Source organism: Paenibacillus sp. FSL H3-0469, from assembly GCF_038051945.1.
Classification (GTDB): Bacteria; Bacillota; Bacilli; order Paenibacillales; family Paenibacillaceae; genus Paenibacillus_AQ.
The window spans coordinates 6,736,283-6,756,291 of the sequence record NZ_CP150302.1 but is presented as its reverse complement, the minus strand read 5'-3'; the positions used below and the strand labels follow the sequence as shown (position 1 = coordinate 6,756,291).

Annotated in this window: 8 protein-coding genes; 5 read left to right on the top strand and 3 right to left on the bottom strand. The window is 53.7% G+C overall.

What is annotated here, in order from left to right:
* Nucleotides 1–42: 42 nt before the first annotated feature.
* On the bottom strand, nt 43–1,377 hold the full coding sequence (locus tag NSS83_RS29350; protein WP_341187855.1) for an extracellular solute-binding protein: 1,335 nt from the start codon (nt 1,375–1,377) through the stop codon (nt 43–45).
* An 858-nt stretch (nt 1,378–2,235) separates the two neighbouring features.
* Here NSS83_RS29350 and NSS83_RS29345 point away from each other — a divergent pair.
* On the top strand, nt 2,236–3,984 hold the full coding sequence (locus NSS83_RS29345) for an alpha-glycosidase (RefSeq protein WP_341187854.1): 1,749 nt from the start codon (nt 2,236–2,238) through the stop codon (nt 3,982–3,984).
* A 326-nt stretch (nt 3,985–4,310) separates the two neighbouring features.
* Here the strand turns inward: NSS83_RS29345 and NSS83_RS29340 are convergent, their stop codons facing one another.
* Nucleotides 4,311–11,999 carry a pullulanase gene (locus NSS83_RS29340; RefSeq protein ID WP_341347033.1) on the bottom strand — a complete coding sequence of 2,563 codons (7,689 nt, stop codon included), beginning with the start codon at nt 11,997–11,999 and terminating at the stop codon, nt 4,311–4,313.
* A 585-nt stretch (nt 12,000–12,584) separates the two neighbouring features.
* On the opposite strand from NSS83_RS29340, the gene NSS83_RS29335 reads away from it, so the two are divergent.
* From NSS83_RS29335 to NSS83_RS29325, 3 genes are all read left to right on the top strand, one after another.
* The gene (locus NSS83_RS29335) at nt 12,585–13,619 is read left to right on the top strand and encodes a LacI family DNA-binding transcriptional regulator (RefSeq protein ID WP_341187852.1); all 1,035 of its coding nucleotides are present in this window, start codon (nt 12,585–12,587) and stop codon (nt 13,617–13,619) included.
* A gap of 598 nt (nt 13,620–14,217) precedes the next feature.
* A complete protein-coding gene (gene pgmB / locus NSS83_RS29330) occupies nt 14,218–14,880 on the top strand; it encodes a beta-phosphoglucomutase (protein ID WP_341347032.1) in 663 nt (220 codons plus the stop codon).
* A 310-nt stretch (nt 14,881–15,190) separates the two neighbouring features.
* The gene (locus NSS83_RS29325) at nt 15,191–17,509 is read left to right on the top strand and encodes a glycoside hydrolase family 65 protein (RefSeq protein WP_341187850.1); all 2,319 of its coding nucleotides are present in this window, start codon (nt 15,191–15,193) and stop codon (nt 17,507–17,509) included.
* Nucleotides 17,510–17,514: 5 nt separating this feature from the next.
* Here the strand turns inward: NSS83_RS29325 and NSS83_RS29320 are convergent, their stop codons facing one another.
* Nucleotides 17,515–18,207 (bottom strand): HAD family hydrolase, encoded by a 693-nt coding sequence (locus NSS83_RS29320; protein WP_341188122.1) that lies wholly within the window; start codon nt 18,205–18,207, stop codon nt 17,515–17,517.
* Between the two features lie 63 nt (nt 18,208–18,270).
* Between NSS83_RS29320 and NSS83_RS29315 the strand changes: the two genes are divergently transcribed.
* A complete protein-coding gene (locus tag NSS83_RS29315; protein ID WP_341347031.1) occupies nt 18,271–19,956 on the top strand; it encodes an alpha-glucosidase in 1,686 nt (561 codons plus the stop codon).
* The last annotated feature ends 53 nt before the right edge of the window (nt 19,957–20,009 follow it).

The following is a 20,009-nucleotide window of genomic DNA, read 5'->3' as shown; positions in this document are numbered from 1 at the left end:
ACTCTAATTCCACGGTAAGCTGATGGTTGTGTAGTTTAGTAGTTATTGGGCTGAAGCCCCGTTGTTCAAGTCCTTAATTTGCTCTACAGCTTTGTCCATGGCTGCCTTCGGATCGGTATTGTTATCCCAGATGGCCGGAAGTGCTGCATTCACCGGGCTCCATACGTTCCCCATTTCAGGAATCGAAGGCATCGGCTGGGAGTTCTTCGCTTGTTCGGCAAAAGCGGATACGAACGGATCACCCGTAATCTGCGGGTCCTTCAAAGCTTCATTGTTCGTTGGTACGGAACCGATCAGCTTGTTAAGCGTCAGCTGCGAATCTTTGCCGGAAGCAAAGTGGGCATAGAGCTTAGCCGCATTCGGATATTGCGTGTAGGCGTTGACGGTAAAGATTTTGATCCCGGAGAAGGTAATGGCAGTTTTGCCGTCAATGGTAGGAACCGGAGCAATTCCCAGGTTGTCGCCCAGCGCTTCTTTATATCCGGCAAGCTCCCAAGGTCCTGTTATATCCATAGCTACATCCCCGCTGTTGAACAGACTGCGCTTAATGTCCGGGTTGATGTCACCGCTCTTGATAGGCAGGACTTCCTTCAGCTTCGCAAATTCAGTCAGACCTTTGATCGCACCTTCATTGTTGAGGCCGATGTCGTCCTTGTCGGTACCGTCTTTGCCGAACAGGTAGCCGCCGGTTGTGGCGATGAACGGATAGTTAAAGTACATATTGCCGACTTCCCACATAATGCCGTACCGGTTTTTGGCTTTATCGGTGAACGTTTTGCTGAAGGCAATAACGTCATCGAAGGATTTCGGAGCTTCTTTGACCAGAGACTTGTTATAGAACAGCGCATAGGTCTCTGCCGCTCTAGGATAGCCGTACAGTTCGCCGTCATAGGAAGAACCTACGATGGAAGCCTCCGTATTCTCCGCCTTGGTCTGTTCTGCAAAAATATCGTTTGGAAGCAGCAGGCTCGCGCTGGCCGCCTTGCCGAGATTATCATGAGGAATGACGATGACGTCCGCAGCCAGACCGGAAGGACCATCCTGGGTAAGCTTGCCGACTTGATCCGGCGGGGCAACCTCTTCGATTTTGATAGGTACGTTATACTTGGCAGTGAACTGCTTCGCGATTTCTTCGGCGAACTGTCTTTCTTCCTTACTCTCCCAGATCACTAGGGAAGCGCCTTCTTCAGGGACGATCTCACCCGCTGCCGGAGCGTTGTCGCTGCCAGCCCCTGCATTATCTGTAGCTGCCGCACTTTCCGCAGGCGCATTAGTTGCCGCTGCATTTCCCCCGGTATTGTTGTTGGAGCCGCACGCCGTAATTGAGATTGCCATGGAGCACGCTGCGGTGAGAACCATAAGTTTTTTGAGATCCATTCCTTTTAACCCCTCCTGTGTGTGTATATCACTTGATTTGACGATGATGCTTCTTTTGACTTGACGATGATGCTCCCCAATTTGCGCAAACGATTTCAGAGAATTCAAAAAAAATTCTGCTTTCTCCCATTGCCTCTTCCGAATACGTTATACCCGGTTTAGAAAGCGCTTCATTCCTGAATTCATAATACATCAGCAGGCTTGCAGTTGTAAAAACGTTTGCACATAGTTAAATCAATGAAATTAAGCCATTTAAAATGCATATCTTTAACTTTACTCTCTTTATCGCATGATTCCTTTAAATAACTTCGCTATACTTCAATTTCAAAATTTATTTCTGCATTTTTTGTCGTATTTAGACGGATTTTGTTGTATATTTGCTAAATATTATCAATTTACAGACTTTGGAAATCGGTTTCCCGTTGTTTATTCTTTGTGCAACTGTTTGTACAAACCTCTTGAACCTCATTTTGTTCCGTGCTATAATCCAAACCATCATGAAACACCCCATTCTTCACCAATCTAAAGGCACTGTTCCTTATCGGGTACAACCTCGGCGTAATCTAACCGGCGGTTGTGCCTCTTTGCCATGTGCAGAATCGGGTGCGTAATCTATATAAATTGAATAACTGGTTTTTATGTTTTGGGATTAGCCGTGACTCCAGAGAAGTTTTGGACTTCCAGCCGCTGTTGTATTTAGATTTCCTGATTAGAAACCGCTCTACGCGGTAGAAATCCAAATACAAAGGCGGGCGCTACCGCTCCTCCAGTTCCAAAATTCCCCTCCGCCACTTTTCCCTTAACCTTAAACATCTAAGTTCAATCTATATAGCCAAACTAAATCTAGGAGGAATTATTATGTTATTAGAAGCCGTGTATCATCGTCCCCGTCTGAACTGGTCGTATGCCTATGATCACAACACCATCCACCTGCGGCTGCGGGCCAAGAAGGGGGATCTGACGGAGGTTTTCGCCTGGGCGGGTGATAAATATGCCTGGGACACCACTAAGGAATTGATTCCGATGACCCTGTTCACTTCCGATGCGATGTTCGATTACTGGGAATGCGAATCGGTGCCGCTCTACCGCAGGCTGAAATACGGCTTCCTGCTGCAGCAGGGCCAGGACCGGATCTGGATGACAGAGAGTGATTTCCAAAAGGAGCGTCCCGCGAATCCCAACCGGCTGTTTGAATTCCCCTACATAAGCCGCGGTGATGTCTTCACGCCTCCGGCCTGGGTCAAGGATGCGGTGTTTTATCAGATTTTCCCGGAACGGTTCGCGAACGGCAATCCCGGCATAAGCCCTGCTAATGTGGAGCCTTGGGGCGGAACCCCCCGGCCGGATAATTTCTTCGGCGGAGATCTGGAGGGCGTCATTGATCATCTCGACCATCTGACGGAGCTGGGCATTACGGGCATTTATTTCACACCTGTCTTCACTGCCACCACCAATCACAAATATGACACGGAGGACTATATGCAGGTCGATCCGCATTTCGGTGATGTAGACACGCTGAAAAGATTGGTCGATGCTTGTCATGAGCGCGGCATCCGCGTGCTGCTGGACGCGGTCTTCAACCATGCGGGCCGTACCTTCGCCCCGTTCGTGGATGTGCTGGAGAAGGGTGAGGATTCGGAGTATAAGAACTGGTTCCATATCCGGGAATATCCGCTCCAGGTCGTGAACAATATTCCGACCTACGATGCCTTCGCCTTCGAGCCGCTGATGCCGAAGCTGAACACAGAGCATCCTGAGGTGAAGGAATATTTGCTGAAGGTCGCAGAGTATTGGATTAAGGAGGTCGGCATCGACGGCTGGCGTCTGGATGTGGCCAACGAGGTGGATCACGAATTCTGGCGTGATTTCCGCAAAGTGGTGAAGCGTGCCAACCCCGAGGCTTACATTCTGGGCGAGATCTGGCATGAATCAGCTCCTTGGCTGGAAGGCGACAAATTCGATGCCGTCATGAACTACCCGTTCACGGATGCGGTGCTTGACTTCTTCGTCTACGGAACGCTGGATGCGGAAGGCTTCGCCCATTCGATCGGCAGACAGCTGTCCCGTTACCCGCTCCAGGCCAGCGAGGTTGCCTTCAATCTGCTCGACAGCCATGATACTGCGCGGCTACTGACTGTGGCAGAGGGTGATAAGAATGTCATGAAGCTGGCTGCGCTGTTCCAGTTCACCTTCATGGGCACGCCCTGCATTTACTACGGGGACGAGATCGGAATGGATGGCGGGGGAGACCCGGATTGCCGGAAATGCATGGAGTGGGACCCGGAGAAGCAGGACCGCGATTTGTTCAACTTTTACCGTAAGCTGATTGAGATCCGCGGCAGCCACCCGGCGCTGCGTACCGGACGTTTCACCTTCCTTGAAGCCGGAGCCGGGGGCAGTAAGCTGGCCTACGAGCGCAGTCTGGACGATGATCTGATCATCGTGCTGATCAATACGGAGGAGACGGTGCAGACCTTCCGGCTGGATGTTCAGGAACGCAATTGGGAGAATCTCTGGACCGGCGAAGCGCTCCGCGCCGAACGAGGCAAGCTGTCACTGCGGCTGCCGGCATACGGCTTCGCTGTACTTCAGGCCCAGATGTCCTAAGGTATTGTCAGGTATAAATTTATGGATTGGATCTGCTGTATACGCTTGAACGAGGGCAAATGTACGAACTACAATAGCGTCCGATTTAACGGCCAATTCGGAGGTTTCTAGTGTACGAAATGCAATTGGTTAGTCAACGTATGCTCCAAACACAATCCAGGCCGATAAAATGCATTTGGCGGAAGATGAAAGCTAACCAGCTGGAGGTTTATTTCTACCGAATACACCATACACCGGCAATTACCGGCAACACAAACAGGGTATTCCGCAGAAGCCGTCAGGCTGGCGGAATACCCTGTTTCGTTATGAATCCGACTTATACAGGCTTACTGGCGAAGCAGGTTATAGATCACCTGCGCGCTCTCTGCACGCGTCAGCAGCCCCTGCGGAATGAACTGCCGCTGCTCTCTGCCCTCTACAAGCTTCAAGGCTGTAGCGGCATTGACATAAGCCTTCGCCCATTCACGAATGCCGGAAGCATCTGCATACCCGGCCGGTGGCGCAGCCATTGCCAGCTTCTCTCCCTGCTTGAACTCCAGGGCACGGACAGCCATCACAGCCATCTCCTCACGGCTTATGGCCGCATCCGGCGCAAAGGAGCTGCGGCTGCGTCCACTGACGATGCCCAAGCTTGCAGCTGCCTCTACATAAGAGGCGTACCACGCACCCGGACGGACATCCTCGAACGTTGTCTGCCCTTGACCGGACTGTCCCAAGGCCCGCATCAGCAGTGCCGTAAACTCCGCACGTGTCACCTTCCGGGCCGGTTCAAAGGCCTCAGCGTTCACTCCGGTAACGACTTGCTTCGCAGCAAGCGATGTAATTGCAGCAGAAGCCCAGTGGGTGACCGGTACATCCTTGAATAAGGTATGCACCTCAAGCACTGCGTACCTGCCGGATTGTGTAACTGCCGCCGTGTAGGAACCGTCCGTCTGGACTGCTCCCCCCATGTACCGAAGCGCACCGCCATCCTCCAGACTAAATACACCTGTCCAATCCTTCACCGGCTGGCCTGTAAGCTTCAGCGTTAAGGTTACAGGCTGCTTGAATAAGCTAACAGGCAGGCGCGTGCCGTCCTGCTTGATCAATTGCAGCTTTAGCTCGAAGATTCCAGATTCCGCACTTGCTAATCTGTTCTCTGTACTGAGCCTGCGGACCTCCTCCTGTACCGCATCCGGACTCAGCGGACGAAGCTCCAGCAGAATCCGCGATCCTGCTGCATCCGCTCCTTGAACCCTGTTACCAGCATCGGCCAGTACTGCACTCGGGAGCGTAACAGACATCTCCTCCGAGCGTATGACCAGCTCATTCTTGCCCAGTAAACTGGCTGCCCCGAGCGGGAGCAGTACCGCTGTCTTGCCCGCTTCCAGACGCAGCTCCAATCGGCCGTCCTTGGCTGCACTGAGCTGCGCTTCACTGATCTCCTGGGTATCTCCCGGAACCGCAGCAGCGCTAGGCGAAGGTGTTGTCACCGGAGTACTCCCGGAGTCTACCACCGGTGCTGGCGTTGCTGTTGCTGTTGGCGCCGGTGTTGGCGTTGGCGTTGGCGTCGGCACCACCACCTCGGATTTCGCCGACAGAATGACCGTACCGCCAGCATCTCTGCCCGGCAGATCAATGCTAACCTTCCCGGCAGCAGATACCGTATACTCCTTGCCGCTATATTCATCCTTCACTGCTGACAGAGGGGCATACGGAACAGGAATCTCCACGTTCAGACCTTCCGCCTTGCTGTTGATAACCGTCACAATATTCGTTTTGCCATACTGCTTGTTGAAGGCTAAATACCCGGACTCATCATTACCTGCCAGCCAGCTGCGGGTTCCTCTGGCATACACTTCAGAATAATTCGCACGGATATTCAACAGCTTCTTGTAGTGATCGCGAAGCCCCTGCTCAGCGGCAAGCTGATCCCACGGCATATCCCCGCGGTTCCTGCTGAACTCTCCCTCAGCCATATTGCCCGCATTCTTGCCTGAGCGGCCCAGTTCTTCGCCGTAATAGACAACTGGCTGGCCTTTGGCTGTAATCTGCAGGGCGGCGGCAACCTTGAGCTTGCCTTTGTCCCCGTCCACGTATTCGGACAGGAAGCCGTCTTCATCATGGCTGCTCAGGAACTGCGCCATCATGCGGGTGTTGCTGATCTTCGCTTCACGCTCCTGGAGATAGGCATCGACAGCGGTAATGGACCCGCCGGCGAACCGCTTCGCCTGCTCCTTGAAGCCGAAGTCCAGCAGCCCGTCCATCTGGCCGCTCTGCAGCGTCCCCCCGTCATTATCGGCGGTTCCGCCGAAGTATTCGCCCACCAGCTTGAAGCTTGGATCAATCGTGGTCAGCGCGTTTTTGAACGCTTTCCAGGTCGTATCCTCCACATGCTTAACCGTATCTACCCGGAAATAGTCAATCGTATCTCCGCGCTCTGTACGTGCATTATCCAGCCAACCGGTCTGCCAGGCGATCAGCTTCTCGCGGACTGCAGGATCTTCGGTGCGGAAGTCCGGGAGCCCGCTCAGTTCGCCCCGGATGACATCCTTGTCTGCCTGTACTCCGTCTGTACGTAGCATACCTGCAAAGCGCGCCTTGTCCTCTGCCGTCACTCCAGACTGTTCGTCGCTCTCCTTCAGCCCGTAGCCGGTATGATTCAGCACGACATCGACCATGATTTTGATGCCACGGTCATGCGCCTTGTCAATCAGCTCCTTGAAGGTATCCATATCACCCAGATGCTCATCAAGCTTGGTGAAATCCTTCGCCCAATACCCGTGGTAGGCATACTGCTTGCCGCCGAAGCTTACCCCTTGGTTGAAATCGATATTATCGACAACCGGTGTAATCCAGAGTGTGTTGATGCCCAGCTCCTTCAGGTAATCGAGATTATCGATCATCCCTCTGAAATCGCCGCCGTGATACGCTTCAGGATGGGTTGTGTCCACATTCTCATTGTTATCAGGGTCGCCGTCCTTGAAGCGGTCAGTCAGTGCGAAGTAGATCCGTGCCTCATCCCAGTCAAAATCCGCTTTCGCGCCGCTATACGTTCTGGCCTTAACTTCTATCTCAGCCGTCTGCCGGTGCACATTGCCGTACTGGTCCACCAGGACCACGGGAATCTCCTTAAGTCCGGCCGTTACATCCTGCTTCACCGACACGGTCTGCTGCATCAGCCCGGTATCGAGCTTGACCTTGGCAGGTCCGCCCAGTTCAGTAAGATCGAGATAAGCATCCGTGTAGGACACTTCCTCCGCAGAGGCTGCTTTTACCGTAATCACAGCGTTCTCATTGAAATTCACCGCAGGCGGGCTGACTTCTGCTGTAATCTGCACCTCCGGCTTGTGGTAGCGGATCACCGATTCGCCGTCCACCGTATTGTGCGGGTCCGTCAGCTCGCGGGTCACACCATCCTTAGTAACCAGGAAGCTATATTTATAAGTACCCTCCTGAAGTCCTTCCAGCCGGTAGCTGAACCACTCCTTGGCCGGATCATACGTCATCGGATATTCGGTTCCGTTCACCTTCACCTTCATTTCCGTAATGGCCGACATATCCCCGCTGCGGAACAGCTCGTCATCCCGGTAGAGGAACGTTACAGCTTCTCCTTGCAGGAGCGGACCACGGATAGCCGGCATCACGTTAAGCTCCTGAACCATGCTGGTGACATAGACTTTGGTGAAAAGCTCGCCCGGCGCCAGCTCAATATAGCGGTCCTCCGCTATATCCTGTTTATTGTCTGCCCAGTCCAGGCCTTTGATCAGCACGAAGCCTACCCGGGTGGCCTCCTTGCCCACCTCGATTAGCACGCTGGAGCTTGCGGAACCTTCTTCAGGCTCCGGCAGCTTAACCTCGCCGTCAGTGGCTCCGGTATACCACAGCCATACACTCCAATCCTTGTAGTCCTTGTCAGGACGAGTGTAGGTGAACTGCACATACCGCTTGCTGTCCGCCGGAGGAGCGGTGACTTCAACCGCGACTTGAACGGACAAGCCGCCATACGTAATCGTTAGGGTAGCCGAGCCTGCCTTCAATCCCTTGATCAGACCTTTGCTCGTAACAGTGACAATCTCCGGCTTATCCGATACATACTGCGCCTTGGCGGTAACGGTGCTTGAGGCTCCGTCATCGTAGGTGGCAGTCACCTTGGCCTGATGTGTGCCGCCCGCCTGCAGTGTATAGGCAGACTTGTCGGCTGCCAGCTTGGTTAACACCGCTGCCGGTGCCTCCTTGCGCAGGATCACCGAGGTAAGCGGGTCGATCGTAATCGTTTCAGCGTTCACGCGGAAGCCGCTCTGCTCCGCCGGAGCAATCGCTTGTGTTCCGGCCTGATCGCTGTCGGCAAGCACTTCTGCCCCGGACAGATCCTCCGGCAAAGTCAGCGTTCTCGCCTTGCTATCGCCGTTCATGAGGACATAATAGATGCCTGTTCCATCCGTAGCCTTGCTGGAGTAGCCGATGACCAGATCCTGCGCCTTCATTTCCGGAGCCTGGATCAGCTTGACATTGGCATTCACCAGCCCTATATCGCCAAGCCGGAAGGCATTGGTCGATTTCCTGAGCTGGATCAGTCCGGCCGTATAGGCTCTGGTCTCATTCTGTACCGGATGCTTCACTGCATCCGTTGCTGCAGCCCAGTCGAACTTATTCACGCTATCAGACGAATCGTAGGAATCGTGGATGAAATAACTGACCGACTGGTCCCCGGCATCCCGGACCTCAGTATATTTCTGCTCGGGAACGCCTGCCGCCATCCACTGCTTCGTGCGCCCGTATTCCTGTCCTGCATGAAGAAAGGCTGTTCCTTGTGAAGTCAGCAGCAGCAGATTGCCAAGCCTGATCCGCTTCTGGATTTCCAGCTCATTCTCCGCAATTTGCGGATTCTTACGGAGCGTTAAGGCAATCACATCATGCAGTGTCAGATTGTCATGCGCCTCGATATAAGGCACCATATCGCCCGGATCATCCGCCGGAACATTGGATGGCTGGGCCTTGATATTATTTAGGATCGTATTCAGATCACGCGCACCGCCGGTAATGAAGCGCGGCTCTCCTTCCGAGCCGAAGCCCGATTTCAGCTCGTTGCGGAATTCATCGGAGAACACGCCGACGCTGTCCGTTTTGTCCATCCATTTCTGGTCTGCGCCTTTTCCTTTGAGATCAGGCTCACCCGCATCTCCTCCGAAGGTAATCCAGCCTTCGCCGATGAACAGCGCCTTAGGATTGATAGCAGCCGCAGCGTCATAAGCCGCCTGGACGGCGTCTGCTGTGGCGTCGCCCATCATGTCCCAGCGCATCCCGTCGATTTTATATTCCTCGAACCAGTACTTCACGGAATCCACCATCAGCTTCTCGGCCATCTTGTGGCTGGTCGCCAGATTGTTGCCGAAGCCGCCAATGAAATTACCGTGCGCATCCTGGAAGGCATAATATCCGGGCACAATATCGTTCAGCAATTCCTTCTTGGCCATATGGGTATAGACCACGTCAAGAATAACGCCCATTCCGGCCTCATGCACCGCGTCTATCAGGCCCTTCAGCTCTCTGATCCGCACTTCGGGGTCAGCCGGATGCTGGGAATACGCCCCATCCGGGGAGAAATAGCTGTGCGGATCATATCCCCAGTTGTATTCATTGCCCTGAGCCGAGTAATCCGGCTCCCGCTCGTCCATCCGCGTCTCATCCCCGTAATACCAGGCCATGACCGGCAGCAGCTGAATATGGGTCACCCCAAGGGACTTGATATAATCCAGCTTTTTGGCAAAAGCGGCATAAGAGCCCCAACGCTCCCCGCCCAGACTGGACTGAATCGCAGGGTCAGAGGTGAAGTCCCGGATATGGGCCTCATAGATTACCGCATCCTCCCGCTCTTCATAACCCGCAATATCTGCCGCCTTGAAATCTGGCGGATTTGTTGTGGTGAGATCAACAATAGCCGCCTTGCCGACCGTATCGCCGCCTGCGCCTGCTTCCCCCGCCGTATTCACGGTGAACACCGCCATCGACTTGGCATAGGGATCAAGCACCTGCCGGGTGACCGCATCATTCGTGACCTCATACTGGTAGTAAAAGCCTCTCACATCCCCGGCACCGGGTGCACCTGCGAGATCAGCGGCTCTCAGCCGGGCCGACCAGACACCTTTCTCACCAAGGGTCAGCTCCACACGGCCAACCGTGCGGTCAGCATCCGCTGCATCATATACCACGGCAGTTACAGAGCTTGCCTTCGGCGCCCACAGCTTCAGCGTTGCCGAATGATCGTCCTGATGGTACGTGGCTCCCAGATCATCCCCGGTGTAATTGTACATCTCATCGAGCATTCTCCAGCCGGTGGAAGCGGATACCGTTGTCCCGGCGTAAGTTACACGGAGCGGAATCTTGCCCAGGTCAAAAGCACCAGTAGCCACCTCCAGGGTGCCTCCGCCCGTAATCGTCACCGCTGTGACCGGAATGGCCGTCCCTTCCGCATCCTTCACGGTAATAGCGGCCTTCAGCGCAGCAGGGTCCAGCCCGTCCGTCATAGTGAAGCCCAGCACCAGCTTGCCGGCAGACAGCACCTCCGCAGACAACAGGCCAATCGGCGTCTCGCCGAAAGGAGAAGTGTAGACGTTCGGATCATTCTCCTTCACCCATAGCTGATTGTAGCGGTCCAGCAGTGTAAAGCTTTTATTCTCATTGCCTGCCGGACCATCCTTGTCACCGCTTACAGGCTTCATGACGATGAAGCTAATCGTCTTCGCGTTCTCCTTGAGCGGGATGTCAACGTAAGCACCGTAAGCATCCTTATGCTCCGGTGCGAACGGAGTTGCGCCCTTAGGCCATCCTTCGGAAGGCGAGGCTACATCGTCCCACAGCCACAGGCCGTACTGGCTCTGATTGTTATCCGCACGCGAATAATGAATCCGCACCGTATTCTCCGGGAGAGACACCGGCTCGTAAGGCGTCGCCAGATTGGAGCCTTCCTTGATCCAGGCCTCATTGGTCTGCGGAGTGCCGATCAGGAAGGTCTTGTCGCCGTTCTCCATCTCCTTGACTCCGCTGATGCGGTTAACCACGAGGAAGGAGACCGATTTCGCCCCATCTTTGACTAGCAGATCGACATATGCGCCGTAGGCATCCGTCTGTCCCGCCGGGAAGGGGACCGCACCCTTCGGCCAGTCTGCGGACGGGGAAGCCACATCTCCCCAGGTCCACAAGCCCAGATCGGCATAATTGCCGTCCGCACGGTAGTAATGAACCCGCAGGTGGCCCGCCGGAACCGGCTGTACCTCACCTTCTCCGGCAGGAGCGGTATACAGAGCGGAGACACTATGGTCCGCTACGCGGTACTGGAACGTTACCGGAAGCTTCGCAGGCAGCTTAAGCTCCTGTGCAGGTTCCGGGTAAGCCGTCCCTGCGGAGGGTTCCGCGCCCGGCAGATAAACCTGGTAAGTAAAGTCACCTGCCGGCAGCAGCGCAGTCTGCTCGTACACTCCGTCCAGATCCGCATCATGAAGCAGCGTCCCGGCATCCGCCGGAGAGGTCTCAGCCGGATCGCCAAGCGCAGTCTGCACACTGCCTATAACCCGTGGCAGACGCTCCGGCGCAACCGGGGAATAATACGTCGAATCCGCAATAGCCTTAGTCAGGTCATTATAATAAAAAGTCACACGGGTCTCTTCCGTTAACGAAATCCGGATATTGCCCCCGGCATCCTCTCCATTCGGATTCGTATAGCTGCTGTAGCCGTAGTTTTCCGACCAGCTATCGTTAAGAGCTACCTTGTATTCATAGGTTCCCTTGGGCAGTGTGCCTGAGAATATGTACAAGCCCGCCCCCTTATAGGTCATCTCCGTTACCGTTGAGGTCTCGTTCCAGTCCTTCGTCTCCGCCGGGTCCAGCCCGGCGAACTTCGTCTGCAGATCGCCAACAAGTACCGCTTTAACCGCCGCAGCGCTTACTCTGGCCGGACCAATGCCGAGGCCGGAGCAGATCAGAGCGAGAACCATCAGGACAGTAAACATTTTCTTAGCCCGTACAGCAAATCTCATATCCGTTAATCCCCCCAAGAATTTGATGGTGCCTAAGCCCGCAGGGCCGGGATAATTACTCTTCCCTCCTTACGGACAAATGCTGTAAGTACGGCCGCTTAAGGCCAGACTAAATGAATATGAACCTCCTTTTCCTTAAAGTTAAAAACGCTACAAATTAATCTGATTCAGTACGAAACATGCGCAAACGTTTGCAAAAAAGAGTGTAGTGTATTGATTGCTGGAATCAACCAGAGATCCTCCCTTAAATCTCTGTAAAATCAGCTTTGTAAACGCTTGCTGCAATTCGTTAACATACTAATCTCCCGGCAAAGTAATTGTCAACTACTTATTTTCAATAGATTGATTAGTAATCCCACAATCTATTTGCACACTTTTTGCACAAATACCTCCCGAAAATTGCACGAATTTGCGCAAATCCTGGATTAATTCCAGACTCAGAATGGCTTAAGCAACTACGCTTCACGATGCCCGGAACGCATAAGCTGCGGGGATTGCGCCATATGCGAGGTTTCACTATTTACAATCATCCCCACTTCGATTAATATTACTGTGTAAAGCAAACGGTTCCATTAGGAGGTTTCTATGACAGTTACCATTAAGGACGTTGCCAAGAAAGCGGGGGTCTCTCCCTCCACAGTGTCCCGGGTGTTGTCAGGCCATCCCAGAATCAGCTTAGAAACTTCCCGTAAGGTCAAAGTGATTATGGAAGAAATGGGCTACACCCCGAACATGATGGCCAAAAGTCTGGTATCCAAGACCACTAACAGTATCTGCATCATTCTTCCAAAACCGGCTGAAGAGCTGTTCTCCAATTTGTTTTTTATGGAATTAATCCGCGGGATCGTCACTCAGTCCAGCCGCTCCGGCTATGATGTGCTGATCAGTTCCGGGGCGAACGAGAAGGAGGAGCTTGAAGCTGTCTCCCGTCTGCTCAAGGGACGCCGTGTGGACGGCGTTATTCTGCTGTATTCCCGTAAAGACGATACGGTGATCGATTTTCTGCAGTCGGGCGGTTATCCCTTTGTCCTGGTTGGACGGAGCGACCGCTACGAGGATATTCTGTCAGTGGACAATGATAATATCATGGCCGCCTATGATGCGACGAATCATCTCATCTCTATGGGACATGAACGCATCGGCTTCGTCAGCGGCCCGCCGAACCTTATCGTTTCACGCGACAGGCTGGAGGGTTACCGCAAGGCCATGCAGGGTAAGGGGCTGGAAATGAAGGATGAATGGATCGTTGAAGGCGAGTTCCTGCAGGACAGCGGCTATAGGGCGATGTCCTTCTTCATGAATCTTCCGAACCGTCCGACAGCGCTTGTCGCGGTGGATGATATGGTCTCATTCGGGGTACTGCGCGGATTGAACGAGCTGAAGTACAAGGTCCCTGAGGATCTGGCAATTGTCAGCTTCAACAATATCCCGCTCTCCGAGCTGTCCAGTCCTCCTATCAGCAGTATTGATATCGGGATTTATCATCTTGGCTATACAGCCTCGCAGGTGCTGATCCAGAACATTCAGAAGCCGGATAATCAAGACGGTTATACCAACCGTTTTGTCATTCCCCACCGTCTAATCGTACGGGAGTCCTCTATGCATGCTCCGGGAAATTAAGACATGTAGAAGCAACAGTAAGGCATGTACAAGAAAATGAATGAAGCAGACCTTCGCTTCATTTATTTTTTGGAGCTTTGTACAAACGTTTGCGCTGATATAGAAGAGTGTTGCCGGCAGCGGCGTTTCCCCTGTGCTAATGTGATGCTGATACTGGTGCTAGCGGCGGGACCGATACTGGTGATAGAGCCCGGGACTGATGGCGGCGCTGAAACGGAGGCTGGTGATAGAGCTAGGCTGACCTTAGCGCTGATCCTGGGGCTGGCTCCGGGATTGATACAGAGCCTGTAGCTCCGGGGCTGATACACACTCTGGGATGTTCGAGGCTACTCTAAAGCCCTCCCTCCTGTGCAGAGAAATGTTGCACCTTTTGCAGGATTTCCGCCACCAGGGCATGATTCGCAGACAATTGTTGCATGTTTTGCAGGATTCTCGCCCATTTGGCGCGCAATTCTCACCCATTGTTGTACTTTGTGCAGGATTTCCGCCAGCGTGGACCTAATTCGCACAGGAATGTTGCACCTTTTGCAGGAATTCCGCCCATTTGGCGGGTTGCCCACATCTATTTATTCACTAATCATTTTAGGAGGTTCAAAACATGTCTGAAATCAATGCCTGCCTGTTCGATCTGGACGGCGTTCTCGTGGATACTGCCCGGTACCACTATATTGCTTGGAGGGAGCTGGCCGAGGAGCTTGGATTTGTCTTCACGGAGCAGGATAACGAGCGGCTCAAGGGCGTTAGCCGGGCCGCTTCGCTGAATATCCTGTTGGAGATCGGCGGTATCACGCTTAGCGAAGATGACAAAGCCAGACTGGCGGAGCAGAAGAATAACCGCTATGTCGGGTATATCGCCAAGATGGACAGCTCGGAGATTCTGCCCGGCGCCCTGGACTTCCTGAAGGAATGCCGGACAGCCGGCATCAAGGTAGCCCTCGGCTCAGCCAGTAAGAACGCGATGACCATCTTGAACAATACCGGCCTGACCCCATACTTCGATGCCATCATTGACGGCACGCATACCAGCGCGGCCAAGCCAGACCCGGAGGTCTTCCTGCTGGGTGCGAAGGCCCTGGACACCGCTCCCGCACAATGCGTCGTCTTCGAGGATGCCGCAGCCGGTATCCTGGCCGCTTCCCGCGCCGGTATGCGCAGCGTAGGCATCGGCTCTCCCGAAACGCTAGGCGAAGCAACGCTCGTCGTCCCTTCCCTGCAGCAGCTCACAGTTGCTACGCTGAAGGAATCTTTTGCCACGGTATGACGAATAGTAACTGAGGCTGAGCTTATTCGCTCCGGGTGCAGAAAACGGCATATACTGTATGCACTTATCAATTTAATTCATCATCTCAGATCATCAGTCAGAACGGATGCTGCACTTGCATCTTCTACCCTACCCTCTGTAAAAGAACTGTGTGTGAAATCTCATAGGTGCGTGATCAGCGCAGAAAGCGAAAGGAATGTGAAGAAGCGGCAGCGATCGTAACATCCTTTCGCATTCGGAGCGGCCTGCACGGACCGGCAAGACTGGAGCACACCGTTCATTTCACATCCCCCTTAAAGGAGCCAAAATCATGAAACAATACTTAACAATCAACGAATGGTCCATTATCGAAGAGTCCTTTGATCCGCAGACCCAGGAAATATCCGAAAGCGTATTTAGTATCGGGAACGGATACATGGGCGGCAGAGCCAACTTCGAGGAGCAGTACAGCGGACCCAGCCTGCAAGGCAGCTACATGGCTGGCGTCTATTACCCTGACAAGACACGGGTTGGCTGGTGGAAGAACGGGTACCCGGAGTATTTTGCCAAAGTGCTGAACAGCACCAACTGGATTGGAATTAATATTGAGCTGGACGGAACGCCGCTGGATCTGGCAGAGTGCAGAGTCAGCGAGTTCCGCCGGGTACTCAATATGAAGGAAGGCACTCTCTCCCGCAGCTTCACCGCAACCACCCGGGACGGCAAAGAAGTTAAGGTAGAGAGCATCCGGATTGTCAGCATGGTCCGCCATGAGATCGGGGCGATCCGCTATTCCATCAGCCCGCTGAACTTCTCCGGCGAAATCACCGTAACCCCCTACCTGGACGGCGATATCAAGAACAAGGATGCCAACTATGACGAGAAATTCTGGAACGAGGTGGAGAAGAAGGCCGGACCAGAAGGCGGGCATTTGACCCTGAAGACCAAAAAGCTCGATTTCCATGTCACCTCCGCCTTCGTCTTCGACATTCTGCTGAATGGGGAGCCGGTTGCGGCCGAAGCAGCGGTGCTGGAGCAGGATAAATATGTGGGCAGTACAGTGAACGTACCGGTAGAATCCGGCGATCAGCTGGTTATTTATAAGTATGCTGCGAATGTTACCTCCCGCAATTACGGGCTGGGACAGCTCACGGATGCCGCATCGGCTGCACTGCAAAGTGCGCGGGAGACCGGGTTTGTGGCGCTTTTGGCAGAACAGGCTGCGGCTTGGGGTGACAAGTGGAAGGAAAGCGACATTATTATTGAAGGCGATGTGTCGGCGCAGCAGGCGATCCGGTTCAATATTTTCCAGCTGAATCAGACCTATACGGGTGAGGACGACCGGCTCAACATCGGACCGAAGGGCTTCACCGGGGAAAAATACGGCGGCAGCACCTACTGGGATACGGAAGCCTATTGTGTGCCGTTCTATCTCAGTACCGCCGACTCCGCGATTGCCCGCAATCTGCTGATCTACCGCTACAAGCACCTGGAGAAGGCCAAGGAGAATGCCCGCAAGCTCGGCTACCGTAAAGGCGCGCTCTACCCGATGGTCACGATGAACGGTGAGGAGTGCCACAACGAGTGGGAGATTACATTCGAGGAGATTCACCGCAACGGCGCGATTGCCTATGCCATCTATAACTATGTGAATTATACCGGCGACAAGGCTTATCTGGGCCAATACGGCCTGGAGGTGCTGGTAGAGATTGCGCGCTTCTGGGAGGAGCGTGTGAACTATGTGGCGCATAAGGACAAATACGTCATGCTGGGCGTCACCGGCCCGAATGAATACGAGAATAACGTCAATAACAACTGGTACACGAACCGGATGGCCGCCTGGACGATGGAATACACGCTGGAGGCTCTGGCCTATTTGCAGGAGAATGAGGGTACGCGTTACGCCGAGCTGGTTGATAAGCTGGAGCTGCTGGAGAGCGAAACGGCCAAGTGGAATGAGATTATCGCCAAAATGTACTATCCGGCTGACGAGGAACGCGGCATCTTCCTCCAGCAGGACGGCTTCCTCGACAAGGAGATCATCCAGGTCAAGGATGTGCTGCCGGAGAACCTGCCGCTGAACCAGAAATGGTCATGGGACCGGATTCTGCGCTCTTGCTTCATCAAGCAGGCGGATGTGCTTCAGGGACTCTACTTCCTCGGCGACCGATATGATCTGGAGACTAAGAAGCGTAACTTCGACTTCTACGAGCCGATTACCGTGCATGAGTCCTCCCTCTCCCCTTGCATCCATGCGATTCTGGCCTGTGAGCTGGGCTACAAGGAGAAGGCGTACGAGATGTACCTGCGGACCTCGCGGCTGGATCTCGACAATTACAATAACGATACGGAGGATGGCTGCCATACCACCAGCATGGCGGGCACGTGGATGTCGGTTGTTCACGGCTTCGGCGGACTTCGCGTGCTGAATGACCGGCTGGTTCTGAACCCGTCAAACCCGGGACACTGGACCTCTTATTCGTTCAAAATCATGTTCCGCGGCTCGCGGCTGAAGGTCACCGTGACCGATGCACAGGTTACCGTCAGCAACGAAACCGAGGTTCCAGCCTCCCTCACCATTCACGGCAAAGAGTATACGGTGAATGGGCTGGGCACTGTCAGTGCCGGGGGCGCTTCCGTCACGGTGTAATTTGATCAGCCCCGAAGATATTTGGCTTCTTCGGGGCTTTTTTTCAATAAGAGCTCCACTAATTCTGCCAAATCATCAATGACAGCATCCGCTTCGACCACTGTGACAAACGGATCATTCCGTTTCCAGACAGCCTTCATTCCTGCTTCGCGGCTCGCACGTATATCGTTATCCGGATGATCGCCAACAAAAATAGCATGCTCTGCGGCTACACCCAACCGGGTCAAAGCGCGATGGAAAATAGCCGGATCTGGCTTGCGCAGTCCCTCCCATTCGGAGATAAGCACCTCATCGAATAAATGCCCGATGTTCAAGGCCTTGAAATTATCGTATTGAAATTGGCCATAACCATTCGAGATTAACGCAATCTTCAGACCATGATTCTTGAGCTCAGTAAGCATAGCTAACAAATTCGGGTAACCTGAACAATGTTGCTGGAAGTTGTATACGTAATCATTGAGCAGTGAGCTCCAGTCCAGCTTTGGAATAGAAAACTCTTGTATGAGCTGTTGATAAACTTTGTCCTTCCATAGGTAACCGTGATTATCAAGCTCGATGAAGCGCTGGACAAACAGCTCATGATCAACGGTTTGAAGTTCCGGGTAGCGCCGGTATTGATCTTGGACAAACTTTAACAGAGAGGTGTCACGGTCCAGCAGTGTTCCATCCAAATCAAAAAGAACCGCTTGGATTGTCAGTTCAATCACTTCCTTTTCTTGTAGCCTATTAAAATGAATATACCATAGAAGGAGCGTTCCCCAATGAAAAGAACCTTTTGGAAAGAAGCCGTAGTCTACCAGATCTACCCGCGCAGCTTCCAGGACAGCAACGGAGACGGCATCGGTGATCTGCAAGGTATCGTCTCCCGGCTGGATTATCTGCAAAAGCTGGGCGTTACCGTCGTCTGGCTGTCGCCGGTCTACAAATCGCCGAACGATGACAATGGTTACGATATTAGCGATTACGAGGATATTATGGATGAGTTCGGCACGCTGCGGGACTGGGAGGAGCTGCTGGCCGGACTGCATGAACGCGGCATGAAGCTGATGATGGATCTTGTCATCAACCATTCCTCGGACGAGCACGCCTGGTTCGCGGAATCCCGCTCTTCGAAGGATAATCCCTACCGGGATTATTACATCTGGCGTCCCGGCGGACCGGACGGCGCGTTGCCGAACAACTGGAGCTCCATCTTCAGCGGACCCGCCTGGGAGCGGGATGAGGCGACCGGCGAATATTATCTCCACCTGTTCTCGCGCAAGCAGCCGGATCTGAACTGGGAGAATCCGCGGCTGCGTGAGGCGCTTTACAAAATGATTGCCTTCTGGCTCGACAAGGGTGTCGACGGGCTGCGGATGGATGTCATTAACCTGATCTCCAAGGTGGACGGCCTGCCTTCGGTGCAGCATGAGGATCTGGCCCCGGGCGAGCTGGCGGGCGGCGGAGAGTACTACATGAACGGCCCCCGGGTCCATGAATATTTGCAGGAGATGAACCGTGAGGTACTGTCCAAATATGACGTAATGACCGTAGGAGAGACGCCGGGAGCCACTGTCGAGGACGCCATTCTCTACACGGACGAAGACCGCCATGAGCTGCAGATGGTTTTCCAGTTTGAGCATATGGACGTGGACTCCGGCCCGGGCGGGAAGTGGAATGTGGTGCCGTGGACGCTGAAGGGGCTGCGGGATATTTTGCATAAATGGCAGGTGGGGCTTGCAGACAAGGGCTGGAACAGCCTCTATCTCAACAACCACGATCAGCCGCGGATGGTCTCCCGGTTCGGAGACGACGGCAAATACCGCGTGCAATCGGCCAAAATGCTGGCTACCCTGCTGCACACGCTCAAAGGTACGCCTTACATCTATCAGGGCGAGGAAATTGGCATGACTAATGTAAAGTTCCCCACGCTTGATGACTATAAGGATATCGAGATTCTCAATATGTACCGGGAAAAGGTGACCGAAGGCGGCGCAGACCACGACACCATTCTTCAGGCGATTCATACCAAAGGCCGCGACAATGCCCGCACGCCGATGCAGTGGGACGCCTCCAGCAATGCCGGATTCACCGATGGAACCCCGTGGCTGAAGGTCAATCCGCGCTATACGGAGATCAATGTGGAGCAGGCGCTGGCTGATCAGGACTCCGTCTTTTACTATTATCAGCAGTTGATTAAGCTGCGTAAGCAGCATCTGATTATGGTCTATGGCGATTATGATCTGCTGCTGCCGGAGCATGAATATATCTATGCCTATACCCGCACCCTGGAAGGTGAAAAGTGGCTGATCCTGCTTAACTTCAGTGATGCCCCGCAGACTATAGGGCTTACAGAGGAGCTGAATGCCGTCAACGAAACGATCATCGGAAATTATCCAGAGGAGCCAGCAGCCATGGACCGCAGTACCCTTCGCCCATACGAGGCCAGAGTCTGCCGGATCGGTTAGCGTAACGAAGGCTGACAAATCCCTTCATCCATGGCATCATAGATGGACAGACT